The 24,179-nt window shown below is 43.1% G+C and carries 19 protein-coding genes; 6 read left to right on the top strand and 13 right to left on the bottom strand.

Annotated elements, in window-relative coordinates; translation table 11 throughout:
- Positions 1 to 293 precede the first annotated feature (293 nt).
- The 3 genes from C5749_RS11680 to C5749_RS11670 all read right to left on the bottom strand — a co-directional run bounded on the left by C5749_RS11680 (position 294) and on the right by C5749_RS11670 (position 1,838).
- Positions 294 to 584, bottom strand: coding sequence for a hypothetical protein (locus C5749_RS11680; protein WP_146113744.1), 291 nt, complete (start codon positions 582 to 584; stop codon positions 294 to 296).
- 266 nt (positions 585 to 850) lie between these two features.
- The gene (locus C5749_RS11675) at positions 851 to 1,171 is read right to left on the bottom strand and encodes a Bor/Iss family lipoprotein (protein WP_105726231.1); all 321 of its coding nucleotides are present in this window, start codon (positions 1,169 to 1,171) and stop codon (positions 851 to 853) included.
- A 22-nt stretch (positions 1,172 to 1,193) separates the two neighbouring features.
- Complete coding sequence (locus tag C5749_RS11670; RefSeq protein ID WP_105726229.1) at positions 1,194 to 1,838, bottom strand: hypothetical protein; 645 nt, start codon at positions 1,836 to 1,838, stop codon at positions 1,194 to 1,196.
- A gap of 227 nt (positions 1,839 to 2,065) precedes the next feature.
- Between C5749_RS11670 and C5749_RS11665 the strand changes: the two genes are divergently transcribed.
- A complete protein-coding gene (locus tag C5749_RS11665; protein WP_105726227.1) occupies positions 2,066 to 3,982 on the top strand; it encodes an ATP-binding protein in 1,917 nt (638 codons plus the stop codon).
- A 94-nt stretch (positions 3,983 to 4,076) separates the two neighbouring features.
- Positions 4,077 to 4,706 (top strand): response regulator, encoded by a 630-nt coding sequence (locus C5749_RS11660; protein ID WP_105726225.1) that lies wholly within the window; start codon positions 4,077 to 4,079, stop codon positions 4,704 to 4,706.
- Here the strand turns inward: C5749_RS11660 and C5749_RS11655 are convergent.
- Positions 4,703 to 5,299 (bottom strand): Crp/Fnr family transcriptional regulator, encoded by a 597-nt coding sequence (locus tag C5749_RS11655; protein ID WP_105726223.1) that lies wholly within the window; start codon positions 5,297 to 5,299, stop codon positions 4,703 to 4,705. The two genes, C5749_RS11660 and C5749_RS11655, sit on opposite strands and share 4 nt — an antisense overlap.
- A 130-nt stretch (positions 5,300 to 5,429) precedes the next feature.
- Here C5749_RS11655 and C5749_RS11650 point away from each other — a divergent pair, with 130 nt between their 5' ends.
- Positions 5,430 to 6,152 carry a LytR/AlgR family response regulator transcription factor gene (locus tag C5749_RS11650; protein WP_105726221.1) on the top strand — a complete coding sequence of 241 codons (723 nt, stop codon included), beginning with the start codon at positions 5,430 to 5,432 and terminating at the stop codon, positions 6,150 to 6,152.
- A gap of 11 nt (positions 6,153 to 6,163) precedes the next feature.
- Here the strand turns inward: C5749_RS11650 and C5749_RS11645 are convergent, their stop codons facing one another.
- On the bottom strand, positions 6,164 to 6,967 hold the full coding sequence (locus C5749_RS11645; RefSeq protein WP_105726219.1) for a hypothetical protein: 804 nt from the start codon (positions 6,965 to 6,967) through the stop codon (positions 6,164 to 6,166).
- A gap of 2 nt (positions 6,968 to 6,969) precedes the next feature.
- On the bottom strand, positions 6,970 to 7,665 hold the full coding sequence (locus C5749_RS11640) for a carboxypeptidase-like regulatory domain-containing protein (RefSeq protein ID WP_105726217.1): 696 nt from the start codon (positions 7,663 to 7,665) through the stop codon (positions 6,970 to 6,972).
- Positions 7,666 to 7,839: 174 nt separating this feature from the next.
- Here C5749_RS11640 and C5749_RS11635 point away from each other — a divergent pair, with 174 nt between their 5' ends.
- Both C5749_RS11635 and C5749_RS11630 read left to right on the top strand, forming a co-directional pair.
- Positions 7,840 to 8,355: a hypothetical protein gene (locus C5749_RS11635; RefSeq protein ID WP_105726215.1), complete on the top strand. Its 516-nt coding sequence runs from the start codon at positions 7,840 to 7,842 to the stop codon at positions 8,353 to 8,355.
- A gap of 130 nt (positions 8,356 to 8,485) precedes the next feature.
- Complete coding sequence (locus C5749_RS11630; RefSeq protein ID WP_105726213.1) at positions 8,486 to 9,805, top strand: OmpA family protein; 1,320 nt, start codon at positions 8,486 to 8,488, stop codon at positions 9,803 to 9,805.
- 120 nt (positions 9,806 to 9,925) lie between these two features.
- Here the strand turns inward: C5749_RS11630 and C5749_RS11625 are convergent, their stop codons facing one another.
- The 7 genes from C5749_RS11625 to C5749_RS11595 form a co-directional block, all read right to left on the bottom strand.
- Positions 9,926 to 11,542 (bottom strand): polysaccharide lyase, encoded by a 1,617-nt coding sequence (locus C5749_RS11625; RefSeq protein WP_105726211.1) that lies wholly within the window; start codon positions 11,540 to 11,542, stop codon positions 9,926 to 9,928.
- Positions 11,543 to 11,545: 3 nt separating this feature from the next.
- Positions 11,546 to 13,183 carry a polysaccharide lyase gene (locus tag C5749_RS11620; RefSeq protein ID WP_105727013.1) on the bottom strand — a complete coding sequence of 546 codons (1,638 nt, stop codon included), beginning with the start codon at positions 13,181 to 13,183 and terminating at the stop codon, positions 11,546 to 11,548.
- 191 nt (positions 13,184 to 13,374) lie between these two features.
- Positions 13,375 to 15,018: a polysaccharide lyase gene (locus C5749_RS11615; protein WP_105726209.1), complete on the bottom strand. Its 1,644-nt coding sequence runs from the start codon at positions 15,016 to 15,018 to the stop codon at positions 13,375 to 13,377.
- Between the two features lie 120 nt (positions 15,019 to 15,138).
- Positions 15,139 to 16,314, bottom strand: coding sequence for a DUF3826 domain-containing protein (locus C5749_RS11610; protein ID WP_105726207.1), 1,176 nt, complete (start codon positions 16,312 to 16,314; stop codon positions 15,139 to 15,141).
- A gap of 166 nt (positions 16,315 to 16,480) precedes the next feature.
- The gene (locus tag C5749_RS11605; protein WP_105726205.1) at positions 16,481 to 18,514 is read right to left on the bottom strand and encodes a RagB/SusD family nutrient uptake outer membrane protein; all 2,034 of its coding nucleotides are present in this window, start codon (positions 18,512 to 18,514) and stop codon (positions 16,481 to 16,483) included.
- 19 nt (positions 18,515 to 18,533) lie between these two features.
- On the bottom strand, positions 18,534 to 21,803 hold the full coding sequence (locus tag C5749_RS11600; RefSeq protein WP_105726203.1) for a SusC/RagA family TonB-linked outer membrane protein: 3,270 nt from the start codon (positions 21,801 to 21,803) through the stop codon (positions 18,534 to 18,536).
- An 89-nt stretch (positions 21,804 to 21,892) separates the two neighbouring features.
- Positions 21,893 to 22,558 carry a DUF3826 domain-containing protein gene (locus C5749_RS11595; RefSeq protein WP_219847971.1) on the bottom strand — a complete coding sequence of 222 codons (666 nt, stop codon included), beginning with the start codon at positions 22,556 to 22,558 and terminating at the stop codon, positions 21,893 to 21,895.
- A gap of 578 nt (positions 22,559 to 23,136) precedes the next feature.
- Between C5749_RS11595 and C5749_RS11590 the strand changes: the two genes are divergently transcribed.
- On the top strand, positions 23,137 to 24,012 hold the full coding sequence (locus tag C5749_RS11590) for an AraC family transcriptional regulator (RefSeq protein WP_105726199.1): 876 nt from the start codon (positions 23,137 to 23,139) through the stop codon (positions 24,010 to 24,012).
- Positions 24,013 to 24,179: the final 167 nt, after the last annotated feature.

Here is a 24,179-nt window from a genome sequence, read left to right as displayed (position 1 = left end):
ACGTTTATAATGTTACTTCTATTCTTCTCTCTATACATGTCCTACTACAAACATGCTATAACTACTTACTATAATCGCTAGTCGTTGTAACAAAATTGATAATAAACGCACTGTAAATCTTATATGGCATTACCTTCTTATTATGAAATATTATCATATCAATCTTATTGCGATTGGTAACCTAGCTTTGCCTATAATAAACCAGCTGTTTAGTCAAATAAAAAAGGGGCTCTCCTGCTTCTCGGCTAGCCCCCTAATTATCGTGTTACGCGATTGATCTCAATCGCCCATTATCAATCTTTCATCGAATTTCTCGACAGACTCAAAAAATCGGCTGCCTGTTCGTTCAGATCTGTATAAGCGTCAATGATCGCGTCCATTTCTCCGTAGTATTTCGCTTCCTGTTTTTTAACAAAGCCTAACACGCCCCTAAAATCGTCCAGATCTGCATCAAAGAAAACCATATCAACAGAACAATCTTGGTAATGCGCAAAGATTTTGTGAAATTGCGGATGGGCAGTTTCCTTCCTCCATTGATCCTCTGCAAATATATAATTGTAATAATCTTCTGTCAGTGGATACAAATTTTTTAAGAAAACCCAGAAAGACAACATAACAGCGTAAACGATCTAATCAATATCTGTCGCGTATAAATTTTACCAACTTATAGCTTAGCAGCGACGACACAAGGAACAGGAAGAGGTTTCCCATGAGGAAGCCCATCCCGTAGGAATTAAGGCTTCCTTCATTAAAATATAATGTATTAAATATCTCGACCGCGCTTATAGACGTCAAGGAGAATAGCCCTGTTAGCACCGTTCCACGTATCGCGTCTATTACCATACGGTTTTTAAAGACGCTGCAGAAGTTCATCACTAATTACAAATTCATGGTCCGCAGCGTATACACCTAACGTCACAGCAGATAGCAAACCATTAAGAAATGTTCGGTCAGTTTCGAAACAATCCCTTTCTGGCTCCACCGGCACAGCATCTGTACACGCTTTTGACACGGGTAGCAATCCATATATGGAATAATGATGTAAAATTATCTCTTTCTCATCTATCGGCGGATAGAGGTTACTATTAGTTAAATCCGAACTACAGGAACACAACAACACAATGGTAATCAGCCCTAAAATAAACAGCTTGTAAAATAGCGTTATTTTCATTGAATTGATTTTAAAATCTCTATTAAAAATTCTTCGATTTTAATTGCCATTCTAGCGGAAAATATTCAATTTCTTCATCGTTTATACGAACATATCCCATTCCTTCCATTTTTATGATTCCTGATGACAAGCTAATGAAATAGTCCGCATAGAATTGCGGATGAGACGAAGCCGTGTGTCGTACTTTATAGACATCCGTAAACGTCTTCCCCATGGCCACTGCAGTGATGTTTGCCTCTATCACTTTATAAGTAATTGTACCTGAAAGATCATCTTCCTCTGGATCTAAAGGAGCTGGAACAAAATATTCCCAACGGTCTCCAACCTTACTATCCTTTCCTAACATCGTAAATTTCAGATCATTATCGGGCCAACCAGTTACCATCGTAAATGTCTGTTGATCGGCATACCAAAAATGGTCCATCGCAGGCAGTTCTGTATCTACAAAGCTTAATAGTACCTTAAAATAGCTTTCTTTAGTTTTATCTACTATTTTATAGCTGATTTCTGTCTCCCCGGCTTCGGTTATCATCCTGTAGTTCCATTGATTGCCCACTTTCATAAAGGGGAACGTTGGTTTATCTGGCTCCTGCTGTTCGTCGCGTTTACAGGAAAACAATGTTAATAACAGCAGGCCAGACATAAGAATCAATATAATCTTCTTCATAATATATTTTTTGCGAAGTTACGTGGATGTTAAACTGAAAGGAACTGTAGTAAAACCGATTAGCCAATTTTCCGTACTGCTACGGATGTCATGCATCAAAATTCCATTGTATCTTAGTCGCTCGCTGATACACTTTGTCGAGCAATAACAACTTTAGTAGAAAGAGATGTACAGAAAAATTTAAACGATCTATATTTCAACTTAATCAGGATATTACCAGCATACCTATGTATACACTTTGTTTATTTCTTTTTATCGCCCTGCCGTCCGAAGTTTCGTCTTTTGTAGAAAAACAAGATACGTCTCGAATTACGCACTTAGTGGAAATCGCGAAACAAAAACAGAAGGAGAGGCTTCCGGATTCTGCTGAATATTACTTCAAACAAGCCGGCGATCTTGCCCATCAATTGAACTCCGAAACTGGCAAGTTGTTATTCGCCGGCAACTACAGCGTCTTTCTGTATGACCAGGTGCGATTTGACGAGGCTATGGAATATGCGCAACTCGCCCTAACCATAAGCTTACGTCTAAACAATCGTCCGAAGGCGGCGTCGGCTTATAATAATATTGCCTTACAGCATCAGGCCAAAGGACAATTAAAAGAAGCTGCCAACAACTTGATCCGTGCATTGGAAATTTCCAACGAGATCAAACATCCAACACACAAGGACTTGTCTGATAGAAGAAAATACCTTAATAACTTGAGCTCCCTATTGCTGGATCTCCAAGATCTCGACAAAGGCCTGCAATATGCATGGCAGTCTTATGAAATAGCCCGGCAGTTGAAGGATACGATATCTATGGGCAATAGCCTTGTCAATGTGATGGTTGCGGAGGCTATGGCAGGCAAATTGGCCGATGCAGTACGTCATGGGAAACAGTACTTAGCCATAGGACGTTCTTATGGGGACCTGCAGATGGAAATCAAGGCCCTGAATAATCTCGCCGATGTATACCGTATGCAGCAGCAATATCCGTTGGCACTCGAGACATTCTCCAAAGCGCTGGCGATCACGCCGAAATCTATGCCCGGAAATGAGGTTTATACCCTATCGGGAATGTCGCGCATATTTAAAGAAATAGGTGATGCACAGGCCGCAAAAGAATATTTCGAAATGGCTCTTAAACTAGCGACAACGGAATTGGCAACACCGCAGCTTGTCGATTTGTATAAAGATGGGGCCGATATCAACGAAGCGCTTGGTGACTATAAGCAGGCGCTGGATTTTCACAAAAAGCATGCACAACTAAAAGATTCGCTACAGAGCCAAGAAACACAAAAAACAATACAAGAACTTGAAGTGCGATATGAAACGGCCCAAAATAGAAAGCAGATCGCCGAACGAGACCTCAAAATTGTAGAGCAGGCTGCCGAACTCGACCGTAAAAATAAATGGTTTATTATCTTTATCTTTTCGATATTTTTGTTGGTATTCGGATTGGTCGTCATACGACTGTTAAATAGACAAAAACGAAAGGCTCAATCTACAGAATTGCAAAAGAAGCTGATCGAAGCGCAACTGGCAGGTGAAGAACGGGAACGGGAACGGACAGCAAAGGAATTACACGACGGTGTAGCCAGTATCTTATCAGCTGCAAGGCTGCAAATCAACGCGATGACCGAACCCCAGACAACATTCGAGGACGTAAGTCAGCTGATAGAAATAGCCGTCCGCGAAATACGAAATATCTCGCACAATCTTGCCCCAGAAATGATCCTCAACGAGGGGCTTGGCTATGCCATTCAATCGTTTTGCCAAAGAATAAATAAGCCGGATTTTCAATTGCATTGTTATGTCATAGGTGAGCTTCCTGAACTGGACAAAAGTTCCCAGTTAACCATTTATCGTGTCGTTCAGGAATGCGTAACCAATGTCGTGAAACATGCACAAGCTACTGAAGGAATAGTACAATTAGTTGAAGAACAAGGGCGCCTAATGATCACCATCGAGGATAACGGAAAAGGATTCGATACAGAAACCCTTTGGGCCAATGGTATTGGCTTTCATAATTTGAATAATCGTGTAAAATCACTGCAGGGCAACATCGATATTCGATCTTGCATCGGAAAGGGAACTTCTGTATTTATCGAGATTTACTGCCCTATGACCGCCTGTTTGGAGAAAGCAACTGCTGATCATTAAACGTATTTAATACGATAAGACGTTTTACGTACTAATACGGTAAAATATCGTCCTAATTATTTCTTCTTTTGTACAATAAACAACGTCAGCATATATGATAACTATTGGAATAGTAGACGACCATTCCTTGATCATCAATGGGCTTCTCAAAATGCTACAAGATGAACCGGCGTACCAAGTCCTCTTCACCGCTCAAGGCGGTGCCGATTTATTACAGAGATTAAGTGAAGAAATTCCAGATGTACTCTTGTTGGACATTGAGTTACCGGATACAAATGGAATCGACCTTTGTACAAAGTTACTTACTTTATACCCAAAGCTTGCCATTATTGCGCTGACTAACCATGACGACGTGGTTTACGTTCGAAAAATGATGCGGAATGGTGCCATGGGCTATATACTTAAGGGCACCGAAAAAGAATCTCTTCTTCAGGCTATTGAAATGGTTGCAGCAGGAGCACAGTACATTGATAAGCAGATTGAACAACAAATCCTACAACAATCTATTCATGGCAGAAAAGCGACAGCATACGTTAAGCTAACCAATAGGGAACTCGAGATCCTCGCTTTGATAGCGAACGAATATTCCAATCAGGAGATTGCAGACAAACTTTTCCTAAGTATCCGTACGGTAGAATCTCATCGACACAGTCTCAATCAAAAGCTGAATATAAAAACCACAGCAGGACTTGTTAAAGAGGCTTACCTCCGCGGTCTCATCTAACTCCGTTGTGCCAGATTTTTACGTATCCTGCTTAAACTATCCTGATGTATGGCCAAAAAGGATGCAATATACTTTAACGGCACTTGCTGCACAACATGCGGTTGGGTTTCTATTAAATGGATGTAGCGTTCTTCTGCCGTCATACAGATGGAATTGATCTGGATATCCTGCAACCATTTGAGCAGCGTATCCATGACGGCCAAATCCATGGCTTCCATCTTTGGAATATGTTTTTTCAAGTAGAGTGCACTTTCCTTGTTCCATATCAACACATCGATCTCACTCAATGATTCCAGAGAACAGGTAGAAATCTCGCCACTTTGCAGATATAAGGGCGTGGATAAAAAATAATGACCTGAAACAATACCCAGTGTATGATCCACCCCATTATGAACGCGGTATAATCTTGCAATTCCCCGATTGAGAAAATACAGTTTATCCACCTTTTTACCTTGTTCCATGAGTACGGTATGCGCAGGTAAGACTTCACATTTGGTGTGGGTGCGTATAATATCAAATTCATCAGGAGTGAAGTGTATATTATAGTTCCCAGCAAAAGCGCATACGTGTTCAAAATGGTGTCGCAAAAGCATATCGATTCTCCGCCAAATTGTATGAAGACGAAGATAACAAAAATTATACGAACTTCATTTTCTGACATTTGTCAGTTCTAAATCACTGCTTCGACGTCTATTTTTGACGAAACTTGGTAATAAACGAAATATGAGAAAACAAACTTTGCTTATCGTGGACCGGGATTGTTTGTTTCGTAGGCAACTTATTGATGAAGTGAAGCAAAATCGGTATCCCGCTACTTTTTGGGAAGCCTGTAACGGTCTGGAAGCTTTACGGCATATTGACGCACTTCAGCCAGATGTGGTGTTCATCAGCGTGAGACTGCCTGGCATCAATGGGTTTGAGGTACTGGATAGAACAGAACATTCACCCGCAGTCATCCTCACTTCTGAGACGCCAGCCGACGCAGCCAAAGCTTTTGAATATGATGCAGTAGACTATCTACTCAAGCCGCTCACCACAAAACGCTTACAGGCATCCTTACATAAACTTGAATGTAAGAACAACGAGGTCGGGAATCCATTTGATAAGAAATCAACCTTATATCCGCGACGTATTCTGGTGGAAAAGGGAAATCGTTTGACCTGTATCCCTGTTTCCGAAATCACGCATTTAAAAGCGGACAAAGATTATACATGGATCTATACCCTTCACAACGAGTCTTTTCTAAGTACGCAGGGAATAGGTCAATTTATGCAAAGACTTGACCCACAACAATTTTTACGTATTCATCGATCATACGTCGTGAACCTGGATCACCTAAAGGAACTATACAAGGACATTCACAAAACGTTCATCACGCTACCTAATGATGTAGAGCTGAACGTCAGTCGGAACTATCTTCCGGCCATCAAAGAATTGATGTATTAGCTTTTAACATATCACTTATACGCTAGCAGTTCTTGTTTCAATGCGGTAATTTCGCCTTGCCGGATACCGTGGCCATCGGTGATCTGCCAGATCAGCCCCTGAATTCTACTATGAATCTTCATCCATTCCGGCGTAACATAATCCGGTTCATGGGCTTCCACCGGGTCCCAGTGCCGGGTTATCCTCAATTTCGGATGCTCTGTTACCATATCGATAAACTGTAACAGGTTTTTATCATTAGTTATCAGAAAATCCTGAAAGTTATTGCGCGAAATAGGATATCGCTGTTCCTCTCCTTCATTATCATACCAAGGCATGGAGCGCTTTTCATTTAAGCATGCCATACCTATATAGATGGTCGTGGTGTCTCTTCCGCCACCGATTCGCTCAGTGGGCGGTACTGGGACAAGGAACCTTTCTATGCTTATTCCATTTTGTTTATCGTGGTCCATGCTCACCACGATCAGACCGGCCGGGAACTCGACAGTTACGGGTGGCGTGCCGGACATACGGTCATTGACCAGATTAACATCAACATAGAAAAAGTTGGTATGCGCATATAGCTTGCTGATATCGGGGTCAAACTTGTGATGTCTCCGCTGCACGAGACGTATGCCTTCCGGCAACTTCAAGGGCTGTCCTAAAGGATAGGCGCCGCTTTCTCCTAGTCCAGGCTGTTCTCTTGATGTTTCGATCACGATTTTATAGTCGTCGTCGGTTCCGGGAAAAGGTTCTGTCTCTTCTGTATCGCCCTTACAGGACATCAGAATAAATAAGGAAGAGAAAAATAGAAGATTAACAATCCAGTTATACATCGTTATTGATTATATTCTAACATAAAACAGTTATCACATTGTCCAGCAATCTGGGGTTCGAAATCGAAAGTCAGCGTCTCCTGAAATGCATCATCGCTGTTCCAACGTCGCAGTTTCAACCGCTCAGCTCCATAATACGCAGTTAACGTATATCGCCCGATTGGTATGTCTTGGATTTGATGTCCATCTAGTGCTTTTCGTGTTAGTTCCTCTCCTGATGAACCGTCTATTAACTTTCCTTGAGGCATAAACCGAAACTCGATTTCTTCGCTTTCTAGATATACACCGGGAAAATTATCAATGGAAACTAAGCCCCCATAGTAACCCGAAAGAGGTTCGGTTTTTTCCCCCGTCAGCTGCCAGGTGAAGTTGCGTTCCCCTCCCTCCCCTCCGAAACCAGTGGGATTATCCGGATGTAGATAGAGCTTATATTGACGGCCGTGATAAGTTTTGTGCAACTGTGCAAAAGCATACCAGGAACCTGTTGGCACCGTTAGCGTATACCGCCCCTGCGCATCCGTCTTCGTTGACAGGTGGCTATTAAAAAAAATGCTGTTGTCTACGAGGATTGTTACGTCGGCTAATGGCGCACCCCCACGATCTTGCGCGCGTCCCTTAACAATACCAGCCCCATCGATATCCGTGTCTTGCGAGCAAGCACAGTTTAATATAAATAGGCTTAAAATATACCATTTCATATCCACAAAATTATAAACCGATGGACGGCCTACCTATCGTACTACCTCGTAATATTCCATATCCGTAGTGTTACGGTCATACTGATTTTTGGGTATTCCGTAGTAGCACGTAAATTCCAACCTGCTTCTTCATCTAATTTTGTCGTGACAAAAAAATAAAACTTAAAACAAATCATGACTAAGATTAAAAACATTGCATTTATTACATTGGCGTGCTTTTTATACGCCACAACCTCCACAGCGCAATCTTTTCAAAAAGGCGACAAGATGCTTAATATAGGAGTAGGTATCGGAGGTGGTTTCGGTATTCCTGTTGGATTAAGCTATGAACAAGCTGTTTCTGACCGAATCAGTGTGGGAGCTTACGCAGCATTTTCAACTAAAAAAGAGTCTTTTGGTGGTTATGGAAATTGGAAGTACACCCATATCCTGGCCGCAGCGAGGGGGTCGTACCACCTGAAAGTAAATTCAACAAAATTCGATCCTTACGCGGGAATAATGCTCGGCTATAATATTGCATCGGTTAAATGGGACGGAGACGATGATGCTCCTTTCTCTGCTTCTGCCGGTGGCTTCTTATGGGGTGGACATATCGGATCTAGATATTGGTTTACCGAAAAAGTAGGCGCATTCGGAGAGATAGGTTACGGTGCTGGAATATTGAACCTTGGCGTGACTTTTAAACTTTAATAACACGCCACTGCATATTTTATCGATCAAACAACAACATAGAACGCCAAAAATAGCCGTTTGTCGAAAAAATAGTTGGTAAACTATATACTTAGGTAGATTTATCAAAACTTATTAACAGTATATTAAGATGGAAAAAATAGTGATATGGACAAGAATCATGCTGGTCTTCGCGGTACAATCGGCATGTGTCATCAGTCCGCTCTATTCTCAGGGAATATTGAAGAAAGTAAAAGGTAGGATAGAAAACACGGCCGTGAATAAAATACTAAACGAAACAGACAAAGCTGTTTCCAAAGGAATCGATAAAGCTATAGAATCGACTTCTTCTGCCAACGGACAGGAGACTGTTGCAGACGACAAAAGAACAAGCGGCACACCTATTGAATCACAAAATATAGATCCTCTTCAGTCTTACAGTAAATACGACTTTATTCCCGGCGATTCCGTACTATATGCGGCAAATTTTGCCGACGATCCGATTGGAGAATTGCCTTCAGGATGGAACAGCAATGGTAGCTCGGTTATCGTTAATTTAAATAACATCGAAGGGAAATGGTTACGCATGGCACAACGAAGCGTTGTCTTGTCCAGTAATGAACAAGGATTTGGCCAAGACTTTAGCGTAGAATTTGATATGGTCTTCGATATAGACTTTCAAGGGTGGATGGCTCCTGAGTTTAGGTTTGGTTTAATAGCCTCGGGCGAGCAATCCCCTACATCCAACAAATTGCTCAACGAACAAAATGGGGACAAGTCTTTCTATGTAAACATCTCACCGCACGCCAATTCGGGAACCTTTAGTTTAGATTCATACGAGAAGTATATCCGTTATTTCAACAGCCCGGCAAAAAATGACAAAAAGATAGAAACATGGTATGGACGAATCGCCCACGTAGCTATACAAGTTCAGAAAGAACGTCTACGTATTTGGATTGACGGGGATAAGCTGTATGATGCACCAAAGGGCATCGCAAAAAATGGGGAATTTAATCAACTGTTTTTCAAACTAGCGAGCAGCCCCTATAAAGATGAACAAATCGGCATCTATGTCAGCAATGTTAAAATAGCCAAGGGTTTGACACCGCCTCGCCAGCATCTTCTTCAAAATGGTTCATTTACGACAACGGGTATTCTCTTTGACACGAGAGCTTCACGTATAAAACCACAGTCGTTTGGCGTGATAAAATCGGTTGCTGATCTCCTGCAGGAAAACCAGCAATTACGTTTGCAGATCGTAGGACATACGGATAATGTCGGAGATGATAAAACAAACCTGACGTTAAGCGAACAGCGAGCGGCGGCCGTCAAGGAGATATTAGTGTCGACGCATAGCATCGCCGCAGACAGGCTAGAGACTTTAGGAAAAGGTGAAGCGGTTCCTGTGTCTCCGAATGACTCAGAAGCGGGACGAACCCAAAATAGACGCGTTGAATTTATAGCGCTGTAAAGGTTATACAAACATTATACAAAGAAATGAACACGGGGAGTTCATTAAAAGAGGCTGTTGCGATCGCAACAGCCTACTAAACTAACTAAACTAAACTAATAAAAAAGCGCCTTTAAGTGGTTAAAAAGGTGTAACAGTCTTCTTTGGAACGACACTGTTCAGGTAGTTCTCAATATGGGCGTATCCATTATCACTGATCTGTGCAGCATCGTTCGGGTTATTTGGATCTAGTCCCATCTTTACTTCGACCTCATCTGGAATACCATCATTGTCGGTATCCTTATAAGGAGTACCTTTGTATTCAGGATACCCACCTACCTGGCGGACATCCGTAATGATACCTTGTTTGTACGAATCCATCGGCAACCGACGTTTTACATAAGGCGACGGCTGTACGGGCTCAACAGGCTCTGTATAGAACACCTTACCGGTCTTTACTTGTTTTACAATACGTTCATCTACCGCATCTCGTTTCGGAAGGGTCGCGCCAACGTTTTTCAGCACATAATCATATGCTTTTTTTGCTGATAATATCTTGCCAAAATTAGACAACGGAAACGGGCTGTCTACTTTGATTTTCGCCAAATAAGGAGTAGGATCTCCGTCCACTGCCGGCTGTACACCACCATCCCAATTATCTTTCGTGACACGGCGATTGCCTTCCACGATATTTCCATGCACGTACGCTTTTCCAAACGTCCCGGCATTTTCCTTGCTCCTACCGGATTCTGGCTTTAAAAGCCGATAGGATATTGGTTTGTCTAATGGCGTAATCGGTCCCGGCTTGTAGTAGTTATTGATGAAATTATATTCCGAGCGGTGGTCTCCACCGTCTGCGCTCCGATTCCACCAGTTCCAGACTACATTATTGACGAATCCAAAATCGCCGTACATTCCTATAGAAGGATTACGGCTAATATTAGAGGCCCATAAGTTACGCATAAACGTGCTGTTGAGGCCACCGATGGTACTGCCGAAAGCATGGTTGTACGTATCCAGTCCCTCGGAAAAGATCGTGTTCTGAATCGTGATATTGACGGTAGGCAACTTTAGGTTTTGACCATCCCGATCATACACATGACGGTACATCGACATCACTTCATCCAATCCCCAGCTTGCTGAGACATGGTCTAGAATAATATTCCCTACACCATTTCCCCCTAAAGCGTCGTCACGTCTTGTCACGTCCGTCGCTCCTCTACGGAAGCGCATATAGCGCACAATGACATCATGGGTATCAATCAAGAAAGATTCTCCTGCGACGCAAACACCATCACCCGGTGCCGTTTGCCCAGCAATCGTGATATAAGGTGCCTGTATGATAATCGGTTTTTCTAATTGAATGATCCCAGCAACATTAAATACGATAATCCGCGCACCCCCTACTTCGCAAGCTTCCCGTAAGGTACCTGGACCGCTATCTGCGAGACTGGTTACGACAAATACTTTTCCTCCACGTCCACCCGGTGTGTAAGCTCCTCCACCCTCAGCTCCCGGAAATGCAGGAATATCTGCTTGCGGTAAATCTTCGGGTTTGGCCGCCCAAGGAATATAAGGTTTTCCTTCTTGTTCCATGACAGCTTTTGCTGTTTTCCAAGCTTTTTCAAGACGTAGTTCTTCTGCCTTTTCCCGCACATCGGCCATTTGTTGCAACGAATCGGGAATCACCGGATATTGTGCAAAAGATAAAAAAGGGAGAAACAATAATATCCCGGGTATAAATGATTTGATATACATATTTTATCCTTTTGAAGCTAATTCGTTCAAATAAATTTCAATGTTGGCGTAGCCCGATTCTGTGATTTCTGCAGCATCATTTGGGTTTTTGGGATCCAAGCCCATCTTTACTTCTACATCATCCGGAATGCCATCGTTGTCTGTATCTTTATAAGGTTTACCCTTATATTCGGGGTAGCCCCCAACCTGAGCGACGTCGGTGATAATACCCTGTTTGTACGAATCAGCGGGAAGCCTTCTATGTTTAAACTGATAAAATGACTCGGGCTCCAAACCGTCAGCATACTCCGGTTTACCGGTTTTCACGGTACGAATAATACGCTCATCCACCGGATCCCTTCTTGGCAACGTTGCCCCGGCATTATCCATGACGTGGTCAAAGGTATTATCCGATGGCAAAATGGTCATTTCCGGCATTGGAAATGGCTTATCATATTTGATCAATGCTAAATAATGTTGTGCCTCTTCCTTGCTCAGGCTTCCTTCTTTACCATTTAATTGCACGCCACCATTCCAGTTATCCGCTGTTACTGCAGCATTACCGTCAATAATATTTCCGGCAACATGCGCACGGCCATACATCAACGTATCCAAGCGCGACAATACTGCGTCAGGCCTTAAAATACGATGGGAAATATCTTTACCCACTGGGGTTACAGGTCCGGGTTTGTAATAGTTATTGATGATATTATATTGCGCGGTATAGTCGCCCCCATCGGTGGTACGATGGCTCCAGTTGAACACCACATTATTCACAAAATTAAAGATACCGTTCCAACCAATCGACGGATTCCTTCCAGCATTATTTGCCCAAAGGTTTCGCATAAAGGAACAATTTTCGCCCCCCAGTGTACTCCCTAGGGAATGGTTGTAGGTATCTAAAGCTTCCGAGAAAATACTATTCTGTATGGTCACATTTACCGTTCCTAATTTCACTTCTGGATAGTCTCCTCCCGGGCTATACATATGGCGGTAAATAGACATATTCTCATCTAGTCCCCAGCTGGCCGAAACATGGTCGATCATAATATTCCCAACGGGATTACCTCCGATGGCATCGTCTCGTCTACCCACATAGGTTTCGCCCCGACGGAAACGCATGTGTCGGATAACAACATCGTGGGTATCGATCCAAACGGACTCCCCTGCCACACAAACACCATCGCCCGGAGCAGATTGACCGGCAATGGTAACATAAGGCGCGCGAATCATCAGGGGTGTTTTCAAGCGAATAATTCCCGCCACATTAAACACGATAATGCGCGGCCCTCCTTGTTCACAGGCTTCTCTTAAAGTTCCCGGGCCGTTATCTTCCAGACTGGTGACCACAATCACCTTACCACCCCGGCCACCAAAGGAGTACTTACCGCCACCTTCAGCTCCTGGAAAGGCTGGGATTTCCGCCTGCGGTAAATCTGTCAAGCGAGAAGCCCAAGGAATATAAGGTTTCCCTTGTTTGGCATATTGTACTATAGTCGGCCAGGCTTTTTTCCAGGCGAGATCAGACTGCTCCTGTGCCTTCCGCATCAATTCATCGGTTTCCGTCTTTACTTCTGCTGGTATTTTCGGGTACTGTGCCCTTGCTTCTTGTATAGTGGCTACTGCAATAATAGCCACGAGTAATGACAATATTTTGTTCATATACATAAATTTAATGATAATATCTAGGTATATCACCTACAATTGATATCAGTGAGATCAAAGTTAGCGATATGACGGGCGATTTATCTATAATATCTTCACGACTATTTGTATCATATTATCCGAACAAAAACGTCTCCTATATTAGTCGGCGACAATATAGGAGACGTATAGTAAGCAAGCTGTTGTTTTTACTTCGCAGCGAGTTTGTTCAGGTAAATCTCTATGTTAGCGTACCCAGATTCGGTGATCGCCGCAGAGTCTTCCCCGTTATTTGGATCCAAGCCCATTTTCTTTTCTACGTCATCGGGAATACCATCATTGTCTGAATCTTTATAAGGTTTTCCCTTATATTCAGGATAACCACCGACCTGAGAGATGTGTGTAATAATACCCATTTTATAGGAATCTTTCGGCAGCCTCCGGTGCTCAAAATCAACTTCCGGATATTGCACGTCCTTTTCCGCCAACGGCGTTGGTTTACCATCTTTGACTTCTTTAACAATCCGAAGATCAACCGCATCACGCTTCGGCAAAGTCGCACCAGCATTTGCTAAAACCTCGTCATATGCTTCTTTAGCAGAAGTAACGCGGAATGCAGCATGTGGAATTGGCTTGGCGACCTGCATAGCCGGAAGGAAAGGTTTGGCGTCTTCATAGCTCATCAACTCACCATCCATACCTTCAAGCTGGATACCACCAGCCCAGTTATCTTTCGTTACGGTAGGATTATCGGCAACCACGTTTCCACTTACGTAAGCTCTCCCGAAGACCTTGTGATCCAATTTACTACGGCCGGATTCTGGTTTTAGGATACGGTAACGTATAGGCGCTTCTTTCGGTGTAGCCGGACCTGGTTTGAAGTAATTATTGAAGATATTGTACTGAGCCGTATAATCTCCACCATCAATAGCGCGGTGCACCCAATTGTAAATGACGTTATTGGCAAAGTTGAATACGCCGTTCCAGCCTATCGACGGATTCCTAGCTGCATTATTCGCCCATAGGTTACGCATAAAAGTACAGTTCTCGCCGCCTAAGGTACTACCGAATGCGTGATTCCAAGTATCTAAAGCTTCCGAGAAAATAGAGTTTTGGATCGTGATGTTGACCGTTCCAAATTTTTTCTCCTGCGATCCAGTGCTATCGTTGTACATGTGGCGATACATAGACATGTTCTCGTCTAAACCCCAGCTCGCAGAAACGTGGTCGATCATGATATTGCCAATCGGATTTCCACCGATCGCGTCATCGCGGCGCCCAACGTACGTCTCACCTCTGCGAAAGCGCATGTGGCGGATTAAGACATCATGTGTATCGATCCATACGGATTCCCCTGCTACAACCACACCATCCCCTGGCGCTGACTGGCCAGCAATTGTGATATAAGGGGCCCGAATAACCAACGGTGTCTTCAAGCGGATAATACCCGCCACGTTAAATACAATAATACGTGGCCCGCCTTGTTCACACGCTTCGCGAAGTGTTCCTGGCCCGTGGTCTTCCAAACTAGTCACCACAATCACTTTCCCACCTCGTCCGCCGAAGGTATATTTACCGCCGCCCTCGGCACCCGGAAATGCTGCGATTTCTGCCTGTGGCAGATCGGTAGGACGGGATGCCCACGGAACATAGGGTTTTCCTTGTTTAGCGTATTCTTCGATAACTGGTAGCGCCTTCCCCCAAGCGATATCCGAGCGCTGACGGGCAGTCTCCATCATCTCATTTGTCTCCTTTTTGACGTGCTCCGGGATCTTCGGATACTGGGCCTTTACATTATTTACCGCGACCAAACTGAAAACGGCAATAATAAGTATTGACAATCTATTTCTCATATTATATGCTGTAATGATAATTCTATACAATAGTTTAATCAGTAATCCAAAATTCGCAATATATATCCAGTATAAAATATACTATATTCACGAGAGAATATAGGATATTACCCACCTGATTTATTTGCGTCTCTCTTTCGTTCTCCGTTCCAAATCTTCTGTCGCCTTCCGCAAATCATATCCTTGCTTAGACAGATAGTTATTCGCTCGCCCTCGATATTTAGTGAACCACTGGTTTCGTTCCCTATTTGTTAATACGTTCAGCGCGTTTTCACGTGCCTCTTTTAAATATTCAATTATCGCAGCTTTATGCTCATCCGTTAGCTGCGGCAGCAGCTCCTCAAAGCGCGAGAGCTCTTTTTGAAAGCCGTTATAAGTCATTTCATCCTTAACCAATTCGATTTGTGTTTCGGTTAATAATAACGCTAGTTTTTCGAAAAGTTTATCGCGTTGTGTGTCCAAAGCTGCTTTGCTTTCTTTCCATATTGCCATAGCCCGGTCTTCCTTTGCAGTTCCGTCCAGTGAAGCTTGCTCCATCGTTGTTGTTTCCGACTTCTTTTTGGCATAGATCTCGTCCATCTTTTGATATTGATAGGCTAACAGGTTTCTAACCTGCTCGGCTTGCCATTCATCCGATAAGGTCAACGTTTGCATTAGCCTATTTGATTCGGCAATACAATATGCTGTAGATTCTAGGCTCCTTCTTTCAGCCCATTCTTCGCCCTCTTTTTTCAAATTGTATCCACACGATGCCAGTTGATTAGCAATCCGTCCTTTGTATTTATTGAACCATGCATGTTTCTCTTTCGCTGAACCACCGTCCATCGCATATTCCCGTGCTTCCGTCAAGTTTTTATGGATCATGCTCAGTTCTTCATCACTTGCAAAAGGTAACATCAGCTTATAGTTATTATAGGTTTTGGGGACGGTATGGTATGTCATCCCATCTTTTATCTCCTCGATCTGTTCTGCTGTAATCAATGCTCCTAACGACTGGATATACTGACGATGTTGTGCTGCTATAGCTGCATCGGCATCGGCAAGTACCTGTTCTTTAGCGGCCCCAGCGTCGCCTAATTTACGGTCTCTCTCGGCGTGGATGTTATTTAGGGCAATGTATTGATCTGCAACTAAATCTCGGGTTTTGTTTCTTTTGTCAGTAGCTAAAGCAGGTTCTACTTTCTCGACAATCTTTTTTGCCCGTTCCATGGCAACCTTCCGATATTCGGAATCCACTTGCCCATGTGCAAGCGACAAGTTCCCCAGTACTAAAAATGTTAAAAGTCCTCTTTTCATTATAAAATATGGTGTAGTATAGGTTTAAAAACCAAAACTATAGATACTTGTAAAACTAATGTTATACTATTTTATCTGCTTTATAACAATTCTTAACTAGCAATACATTATAAACGAAAACACCTCGCTCCGAAGAAGAGCGAGGTGTTTTCTGCTATTTTTTCCTTTACTGTAACGGATCGAAGGTTCCAGCACCATTCATGCTGTCCCAACCTTTGGTTTGCTCTAAGTAAGGAGAAGTTTCCAATAATTGCTGATGCAGCCCAAAGTAATAATATTGTGGGTACCATTTGAATGTCCACTTCGGCTGTAAATCCGTACGATCCATATCGTCGCGCACCTGCACTTCAAAATAGTTGTCATAAAGATAATCGACATATTCCTCTTGTGTACTCACCCCAGCCGGATATTCAGTTTCAGCCGCATCTCTGTCGATCACAGGAGCGCCGTCGTCTGCGGCACGCAATGGATCTTCATCACCGAAATATTCATTTCCATTTTCCTTCACGATGATTCTATAGCCCGTTCGACGCGTACCGTTCAATACCGGAATACCCAACCGATCATTCATTCCCGTAGCATTGTCGAACAACATCCAGCGTCTTAGGTCATGAAAACGCTTGCCCTCATAGGCAAATTCCACCTTCCGCTCATCCAGTACCGCCTTGAAAAGCTTATTGCGATCGCCAGCAACACCAGCCAGCCCAAAGGAACCATCTTTGTTTTCGATACCTGCCCGCTCCCGGATCTCTTTAATACCTTCTAGGCCTTCATTAAGCTTGTTGACTCCTATTGCTGACTCGGCTAAATTTAATATCACTTCCGCGAAACGCAGTTCTATAAAGTCCGTGCCGCTCTCTTCAAAGTTATTGATTGCGTTGTTAGCTGATAAGTTTGATGCTTTGCGGATATATATTCCACTAGCATTGGCACCTTGGGTTTCCGTAGGTGTATACGACAAATCATCACTGTTTCTCACCTTCCAAGAATAGGTCCAGACAGTATACTCCTCATCGCCACTGTACGGCCAAATCGCGCCATTGTAGGCAAAGGATTTGTAAAAACGCGGATCCCGGTTTTTATAAAATTTATTTGCGTCGTATGCGTAATCCGAGGAAGGATCATCAATCGCCTTTCCGTCTTTCATGGGAAAAGATTCCACAATCTGACGCGTCGGCGATACTGAGCCAGCACCATTGATATTCCGTGGACGGATGGCCTGCTCCCAGCCACTGTTTTTCGTAAAGTTTCCTCCTTTGGCAACCTTATTAAAACCATAAACGATAACCGCTTCGGGATTGTCGACCTCCTGTGACCATATATTTCCCCAAGCTTCTCCGTTTTCAAGACGACCTGTTTTATATAGGCCAAAACCATTTTCCTCCAGTAAATTCTTGGCAGCTAAATTCGCATCGTATGCTAGCTGCCAACGCTGTACATCGTCATTCGGGTTGAAAACAGGGCTCGCCCAAGTCAACAATACCCGCCCTTTGACTGCCGCAGCGGCACCACTGGTAATACGCCCCCAATCTGCTCCACTCCATCTGCCAGGCAACAGCTCCATCGCCATATCCAAATCCGCCAGTATTTGCTCAACCGTTTCGGAAGTGGAACTTCGAGGTACGGAGTTTTCTTCTATATTCTCAAAAGTCGGGTTTTGGGCTGTAAGTACCAATGGCACGCCGCCGTATAGCTTCATCAACTCATAATATTGCCAAGCGCGCCAGAAGTACATCTGCCCCTTTAACAAATTCTTGGGTTCTTCCGGCATATCGTACTTATCGACTTCGGTCAAGAACATATTGATCTGACGAAGACGCGTCCAGGTATTGTTCCCGACACTTGTTCCCATACGCTGACCGAAATACTTATTTACGTGGTTATTCCTATAAGAAATCTGCCCCCACTCCTTATTGAAATCTGTTTCGCCAGCAAGTTCGTCCGTAGTTTGTGCAAAAACATTATTATAGGATCCATTCTCCGAATTATTATTCGTCGCAATAAAACCTGTTCCATTGTTCGCAGGCAAGAACAACCCATAAACGTAATCGATATAAGCTTGTCCCAGCACCGGGTCCTGAAAAACTTCTTCATTGACAGCACCTAAATCTTCTTTCTCTTGCAAAAACTTATCGCTACAGGCCGTGCCTAATAAAGCCAAGGCGAGGAGCATTTTTATATATATATTCTTCTTTTTCATTGTGTCATCCATTTTCTGTTTACAAAGTCAGGTTAAGACCAAACGAGAAGGTCTTGAGATTGGGATAACTATTCCAAGCGCCCCCATAAGTGTCTCTATAACTATATGCCTGATATAATCCAAGTGGATTGATGGCTGAAAAGTACAGTCGTGCATTTGACACTTTTAAGTTATCTAACAACTTGGCAGGTAATGAATAACCTAGGTTCAAACTGGTTACTTGCATACGGAATGGACTAACTTTCCAGAAATTCGAACTCAGATTATACATATCTTCCCAGTTCGGATTCGGCATTGTACCATTAGGATTCAACTCTGGATCCCATATATCGTTCCAAATGATCGGACGGTTATCATACACCCGTGAAATGTCATTATTCAGTTTCTTTCTTTCGGAACCGCCGATTTCAGCCCAGCCACCAAACGAACCAGCAATCACCGTCTCAAATGAGAAGCTCTTGTATCCGGCTTTCAGGGTAATACCAAATCCATAGTTGTTTGCTTCCCTGTCGCTCAGCTGCACCCAGTCATTATCGTCGATAACACCATCCGGTTCGGCAAAGGTTCCATCAGCTTGTAATGGCCCGCGGACATCACGGTAGTACAACATTCCCGGCTTCAGTTGATCCACCGAGGTTCCAAAGACAGAAGTGATATTATACTCACTGACATAGGCATCGATTTCCTCTTGACTTTTAAACATTCCCAAGTAATCATGCCCCCATTTCCCCACATCTGCAGAAGTTCCTTCGGAAGGTACCCACGGATAAGCTTGATCGGCAGCAGATTTGTCCATTGTAATAATTTTGGAATCACCCCATGAAAAACGCGTGCTGACGCCATACCGAAAATCTTTACCTATACGGTCATTCCAGCCTAAACTAATCTCATATCCATAAGAATTGACCGCTGCATAGTTTTCTGGTGCGATAGATCCTCCCACTGTTACCGGCATATTACCGATACGTTCCAGCAAGATATTAGTTCCTTTATTAAAATATCCATCTATTGTGGTAGATAGGCGACTGTTTAAAAAACGAGCTTCTATCCCTAAATTATTCTTAAACTCATCACTCCAGGTCGCGTCCCGGTTCGGAGATCTTCCCATGGACATACCTGTATTCGCATTTTCGTCACCACCGAAAACCGGGCCTTTTCCAACTTGGTAGGAAAATCGTTGTCTCCAGGCCCAAGCCGGAAATTGATCATTTCCCATCAGTCCGGCAGAGTATCGGAATTTTAGGTAATCAATACCTTTTACACTTTTGAAGAAATCTTCCTCACTCACCACCCATCCAGCAGAAAGGGAATAAAACCTACCCCAATAGTTTTCTGGCGCAAACTTGGTGGACGCATCTGTACGGAATAAAAATTCTGCCAGATATTTCTCGCCATAGCGATAGTTTACACGCCCGATATACCCTAAAGAGCCAGATTCATTAGCAAAAGTACGACCATCAATCTCGCCAAAAGCCGTACCGAACTGTCCGTTTGTTGTCTCTAATGGATCTGATTTCCATACATCCTCCTGTTGCCCTTCTGCCTCCCCTCGCTCTACGGAGAACAGACCATTAAAGTTATGTTTCCCTATTTGTTTTTCGTAGGTTAAAAAGAAGTTTATCTGTGTGTTGTTTCCACTTCTATTGGAATAGAACAAACGGTTACCATTACTTACCGTGATCGGTCTATCCAAGGTCGCTCCGTCGTAAATGTGGTTATGTTGCCCTCTTCCAATAAACTGATATAAATCGTACTTGGTCCCAATCTGACTACCTACCGAATGCCGCGTATTACGTGAATAGGTGCCTCGTGCTTTCAGACCTTCCAAAAACGGTGCTTCGTACTCCGCCGAAATGTTGACAGAGAAGAAGCGGGAATCCGTCTCTGCTAAGTTGCCTAAGCGCTCAATTTCGAAAAAATGATACGCTGACAAATCGTTGGCGGTTCCTGGTAATTTCGCCGGCATGCCGTCGATGAATGCAGGTACATATGGCGCTGCCAAAAGGAGATTCCGATAGTCGTCCTCGGGTCCTTCTCCAGACACTTTGTTAAAGGTCTTATCCAGCTGATCCTCATTACCCGAAACCTGCAACGCGACTTTAAAATTAGAAGAAACCTTCACGTCCGTTCCGGCTCGGAAATTCCACTTATTATAATCTAAAGTTCCCAAGTTTCCGTTTTGCTTACTATAGGTAACACCTCCAAAGTAAGTAGCACGATCGCTTCCTCCACTCACGCTAAGCGCATGGCGGGTATTATAAGAAGCCTTCCAAGCATCGTCCAACCAATTGTAATCTATCGTTTTAAAATGCTCCAGTTCGTCTTCGCTAAAAATCCGGTTGGGGTAGTTATCATCCGTCGGCAAGATATTGGCTCCATTTTTACCGTTCATGATATTGAAGTACTGACCAAATTCATATGCATTCATCATTTTGGCATGCGAAACGGCATCATTGATTGCATACGATCCATTGTAGGAAATTTTAGGCTGCCCTTCTTTTCCTCGCTTGGTCGTTACCAACACAACCCCATTCGCACCACGTACACCATATACGGCGGCTGCCCCATCTTTTAGGATCGAGATGCTTTCAATCTCCGAGGGATCTAAGTTGTTAAATAACGTCGATTCAGGCACGTTTTGCTCGTTCACCTGGATCATACCGTCAATCACGTATAATGGTTCTGTCGTCCCGGCGTCCTTTCCGAAAGGGATGGGCGTACGAACTTCTAATCTCGCCTTGGAGCCGGGTCTGGCCGTTCCTCCAGACACCCCTAATCCGGCGATACGCCCCGTAAGTGCTGCCCCGATATTAGTCGCGGGTAAATCTTGGATGGCTTCCATGTCCACCGTCTCCACTGCACCCGTCAAGTGGGCTTTTTTCTGTGTCCCGTATCCCACTACCACGACTTCATCCAATGCGTCAACAGGTTCTAAAGTTACGGATACGTTCTTCTGGTTGTTTACCGGATACTCTTGGGTTTTATAGCCCACGTAGCTAATCACCAATATCTCATCTCCCTGAGGCAGGTTTATTCTAAAAACACCATCTACGTCTGTTTTAGTGCCCGTCGTTGTCCCTTTTATAGAAACAGTAGCTCCTATCACCGGATTTCCCTCTGGGTCTACTACCTTTCCTGTGACGTTCACAAAAAGTTCCGAATGTATTGCTGCACGATGAAACGACTCCGCCGCGATCGCTACTTGCAAAGAAAATAGAGCAAATAAAAGGCAAAGCAACCCGACTCCTCTTCGCAAAAGTTTCCTCCTAAAAAAATTTTGACTCTTCATGGTTTATCTGATTCTCTGTAAAATAATATAGGTTTAACGCTAAATTTATAGTTGCTGTGTGTACGTAAGTTTACTTTTAGTTTGACACCTTACTTAGCTCCTGTTTTCTCTTTTTCCCGGCGCGCTTTCCATGCATCACCCTCTTTTTGCAGATCGTATCCCCGTTTAGACAGGTAGTTATTAATACGTCCTTTATATTTACCAAAAATCTGATGTTTTCCCTTCGAATCCGGCGCGTCCATTGCCAGCTCACGTGCTTCTGTAAGCCAGAGTAATACCCACGCCTTCTCTTCGCTCTTCAATGTCGGAATCATCTCCTGAAATGCACGATAGGTTAGCGGTAATACGCCATAGGTCATTCCGTTTTTCACGCCTTCAATCTGCATAGGTTCTAGCACATCTTCCAACTTCTTAATAAATGCTGCATGCAATACCCGCAGCCTCGCATCTTCTTCCGCTTCGTAAGCCGCACGTGTCTGGTCGAGCAACGCTTCCTGCCCAGCGAACTTCTCTTTAATTTTTTTAATCTCCGCCTCTCGCGCTTCATGATGTGCATTGATCGCCGCATATTGGTTTACGACAAGCGCCCGCGCCTGATAATAGGCTATAGAATCTAGAATACCCAATTCTGCAATAATCTTGTCGGACCGCTCAGTAATTACCTTGATATACTCGTCTTGTTCTGTCTGTGCAAAACCTTTACTCACAAAAAACACAAATAGTATCCCTGCGAACCATTTCATTCTAATTTTCATGTATATAAATGATTATATTGTCTTCTGCTATATGCTGAAAAGAGATCTGTTAAAAACGTACAATAAATGCTACACCTAACTAATAAATAGTCAGTGATAGCATAGTACTAACATACCACCTCTAAATACATTCAACAATCTAAAAAACAACCGATTAACACTAAACAAATTCACCATAGCTCAAATAAAGCTAATCGTAGGATCAAAATAACGTAACATTATCGTGTTAATAATGTGTTAATTTAGCCAATTAATATAATATATTATCATCAATCTATTTTACCACTTAGATTCGTGCAGAACCTTGACTTCGTTATCAAACTAGAAAAAACGAAAATACCGATCAAAAGGTTGCACATTATATTAATTGAAAGCCCTTATATTTGCACTGAATTTAGTCACCAACGATTAGTACTAGCGCGGCGCCAATACCTATTAGAAAATTTATATACCTATGTAACAATCTCCTTTCATTGTAGCATATTGCCATTTAGAATCGAAGAAAAACGCTATATTCGAAAAATTAAATGATAATCGTACATAATTCATAAACTTCATGCATAATTAGTAGGTAGCATATGAAGCCTTTATATCGAAAACTTCCTGCAGAGTTAGAAAACTCATTTTCCGCCCGACATGACATCATGCCCAATTTTGGGAATGTATGGCATTATCACGCTGAACTGGAGTTACATTATACCATCCGTGGTGAGGGCATTCGTTTTATAGGTGATAATATCAGTCAGTTCGCGCCGGACGAAATTATCTTGGTAGGCGAGAAGCTTTCACATGCCTGGCGGTGCAAGGACGAATATTTTCAGAACAATCCGGACTACAATATCGAAGCGATTGTGTTACAATTTCTTCCAGATTGCCTAGGTAAACAGTTGCTCCAACTCCCAGAGTCTTACTTGATTCCGAAATTATTTGAAAAAGCTAAAAGTGGATTACTCGTTAAAGGCGAAACGAAACGTATAGTTGCTCAGTTGATGTACGAGTGTGTGAACGAAACGGGGCTCGGCAAGGTAATTTCTTTATTGCAAATTTTGAAAACACTCGCTGAAAGTGATGAGTTCGAAACAATTGTCAAAACACAGACGACCTTCCATCAATCTAATGAAGCAGATAACATTCGCTTGAATAATATTTTTAACTACACCCATACGCATTACAAAAACGATATCACACTCGAGGAGGTTGCGAATATTGCGAACCTGAGTATTACTTCGTTTTGTCGGTACTTCAAAATGATGACGCGCAAGACGTATTACGATTTTCTGGTAGAAATCCGTATTAGCCATGCTTGCCGGCTGTTAGTTGAAAATAAGTTGCCGACAGAGGTTATCTGCTTCGAATGCGGGTTTAACAACGTATCTAACTTCTATCGCCATTTCAAAAAGGTTATGGGGTTGACGCCGTTGGAGTATAAGAAGAGGTATCTTAATCGCAATTAGTTTATGTTCTTTTTTCCCTCAAAAAAGAACCAAAAAACCGACCAAAGGGAGCTCATGAATACCAAAATACACTCGAATTCATAAATCGTCGCTGCGGATCTTTGACAGAGGGGACAGTACTAAGAATGAATTTCTACAGATGTCAAAGTTCCGGAGGCGACATTTAG

This window comes from Sphingobacterium gobiense, assembly GCF_002980575.1.
Lineage (GTDB): Bacteria > Bacteroidota > Bacteroidia > Sphingobacteriales > Sphingobacteriaceae > Sphingobacterium > Sphingobacterium gobiense.
This window is presented reverse-complemented; position numbering and strand designations above follow the sequence as displayed.

Bases quoted from the DNA above. Each gene is read 5' to 3' on its own strand.
- C5749_RS11610 (WP_105726207.1), bottom strand. From the start codon at position 16,314: ATGAAAAGAGGACTTTTAACATTTTTAGTACTGGGGAACTTGTCGCTT.
- C5749_RS11655 (WP_105726223.1), bottom strand. From the start codon at position 5,299: ATGCTTTTGCGACACCATTTTGAACACGTATGCGCTTTTGCTGGGAAC.
- C5749_RS11620 (WP_105727013.1), bottom strand. From the start codon at position 13,183: ATGAACAAAATATTGTCATTACTCGTGGCTATTATTGCAGTAGCCACT.
- C5749_RS11635 (WP_105726215.1), top strand. From the start codon at position 7,840: ATGACTAAGATTAAAAACATTGCATTTATTACATTGGCGTGCTTTTTA.
- C5749_RS11670 (WP_105726229.1), bottom strand. From the start codon at position 1,838: ATGAAGAAGATTATATTGATTCTTATGTCTGGCCTGCTGTTATTAACA.
- C5749_RS11600 (WP_105726203.1), bottom strand. From the start codon at position 21,803: ATGAAGAGTCAAAATTTTTTTAGGAGGAAACTTTTGCGAAGAGGAGTC.
- C5749_RS11675 (WP_105726231.1), bottom strand. From the start codon at position 1,171: ATGAAAATAACGCTATTTTACAAGCTGTTTATTTTAGGGCTGATTACC.
- C5749_RS11590 (WP_105726199.1), top strand. From the start codon at position 23,137: ATGAAGCCTTTATATCGAAAACTTCCTGCAGAGTTAGAAAACTCATTT.
- C5749_RS11665 (WP_105726227.1), top strand. From the start codon at position 2,066: ATGTATACACTTTGTTTATTTCTTTTTATCGCCCTGCCGTCCGAAGTT.
- C5749_RS11650 (WP_105726221.1), top strand. From the start codon at position 5,430: ATGAGAAAACAAACTTTGCTTATCGTGGACCGGGATTGTTTGTTTCGT.
- C5749_RS11605 (WP_105726205.1), bottom strand. From the start codon at position 18,514: ATGAAAAAGAAGAATATATATATAAAAATGCTCCTCGCCTTGGCTTTA.
- C5749_RS11595 (WP_219847971.1), bottom strand. From the start codon at position 22,558: ATGAAAATTAGAATGAAATGGTTCGCAGGGATACTATTTGTGTTTTTT.
- C5749_RS11645 (WP_105726219.1), bottom strand. From the start codon at position 6,967: ATGTATAACTGGATTGTTAATCTTCTATTTTTCTCTTCCTTATTTATT.
- C5749_RS11625 (WP_105726211.1), bottom strand. From the start codon at position 11,542: ATGTATATCAAATCATTTATACCCGGGATATTATTGTTTCTCCCTTTT.
- C5749_RS11660 (WP_105726225.1), top strand. From the start codon at position 4,077: ATGATAACTATTGGAATAGTAGACGACCATTCCTTGATCATCAATGGG.
- C5749_RS11630 (WP_105726213.1), top strand. From the start codon at position 8,486: ATGGAAAAAATAGTGATATGGACAAGAATCATGCTGGTCTTCGCGGTA.
- C5749_RS11615 (WP_105726209.1), bottom strand. From the start codon at position 15,018: ATGAGAAATAGATTGTCAATACTTATTATTGCCGTTTTCAGTTTGGTC.
- C5749_RS11640 (WP_105726217.1), bottom strand. From the start codon at position 7,665: ATGAAATGGTATATTTTAAGCCTATTTATATTAAACTGTGCTTGCTCG.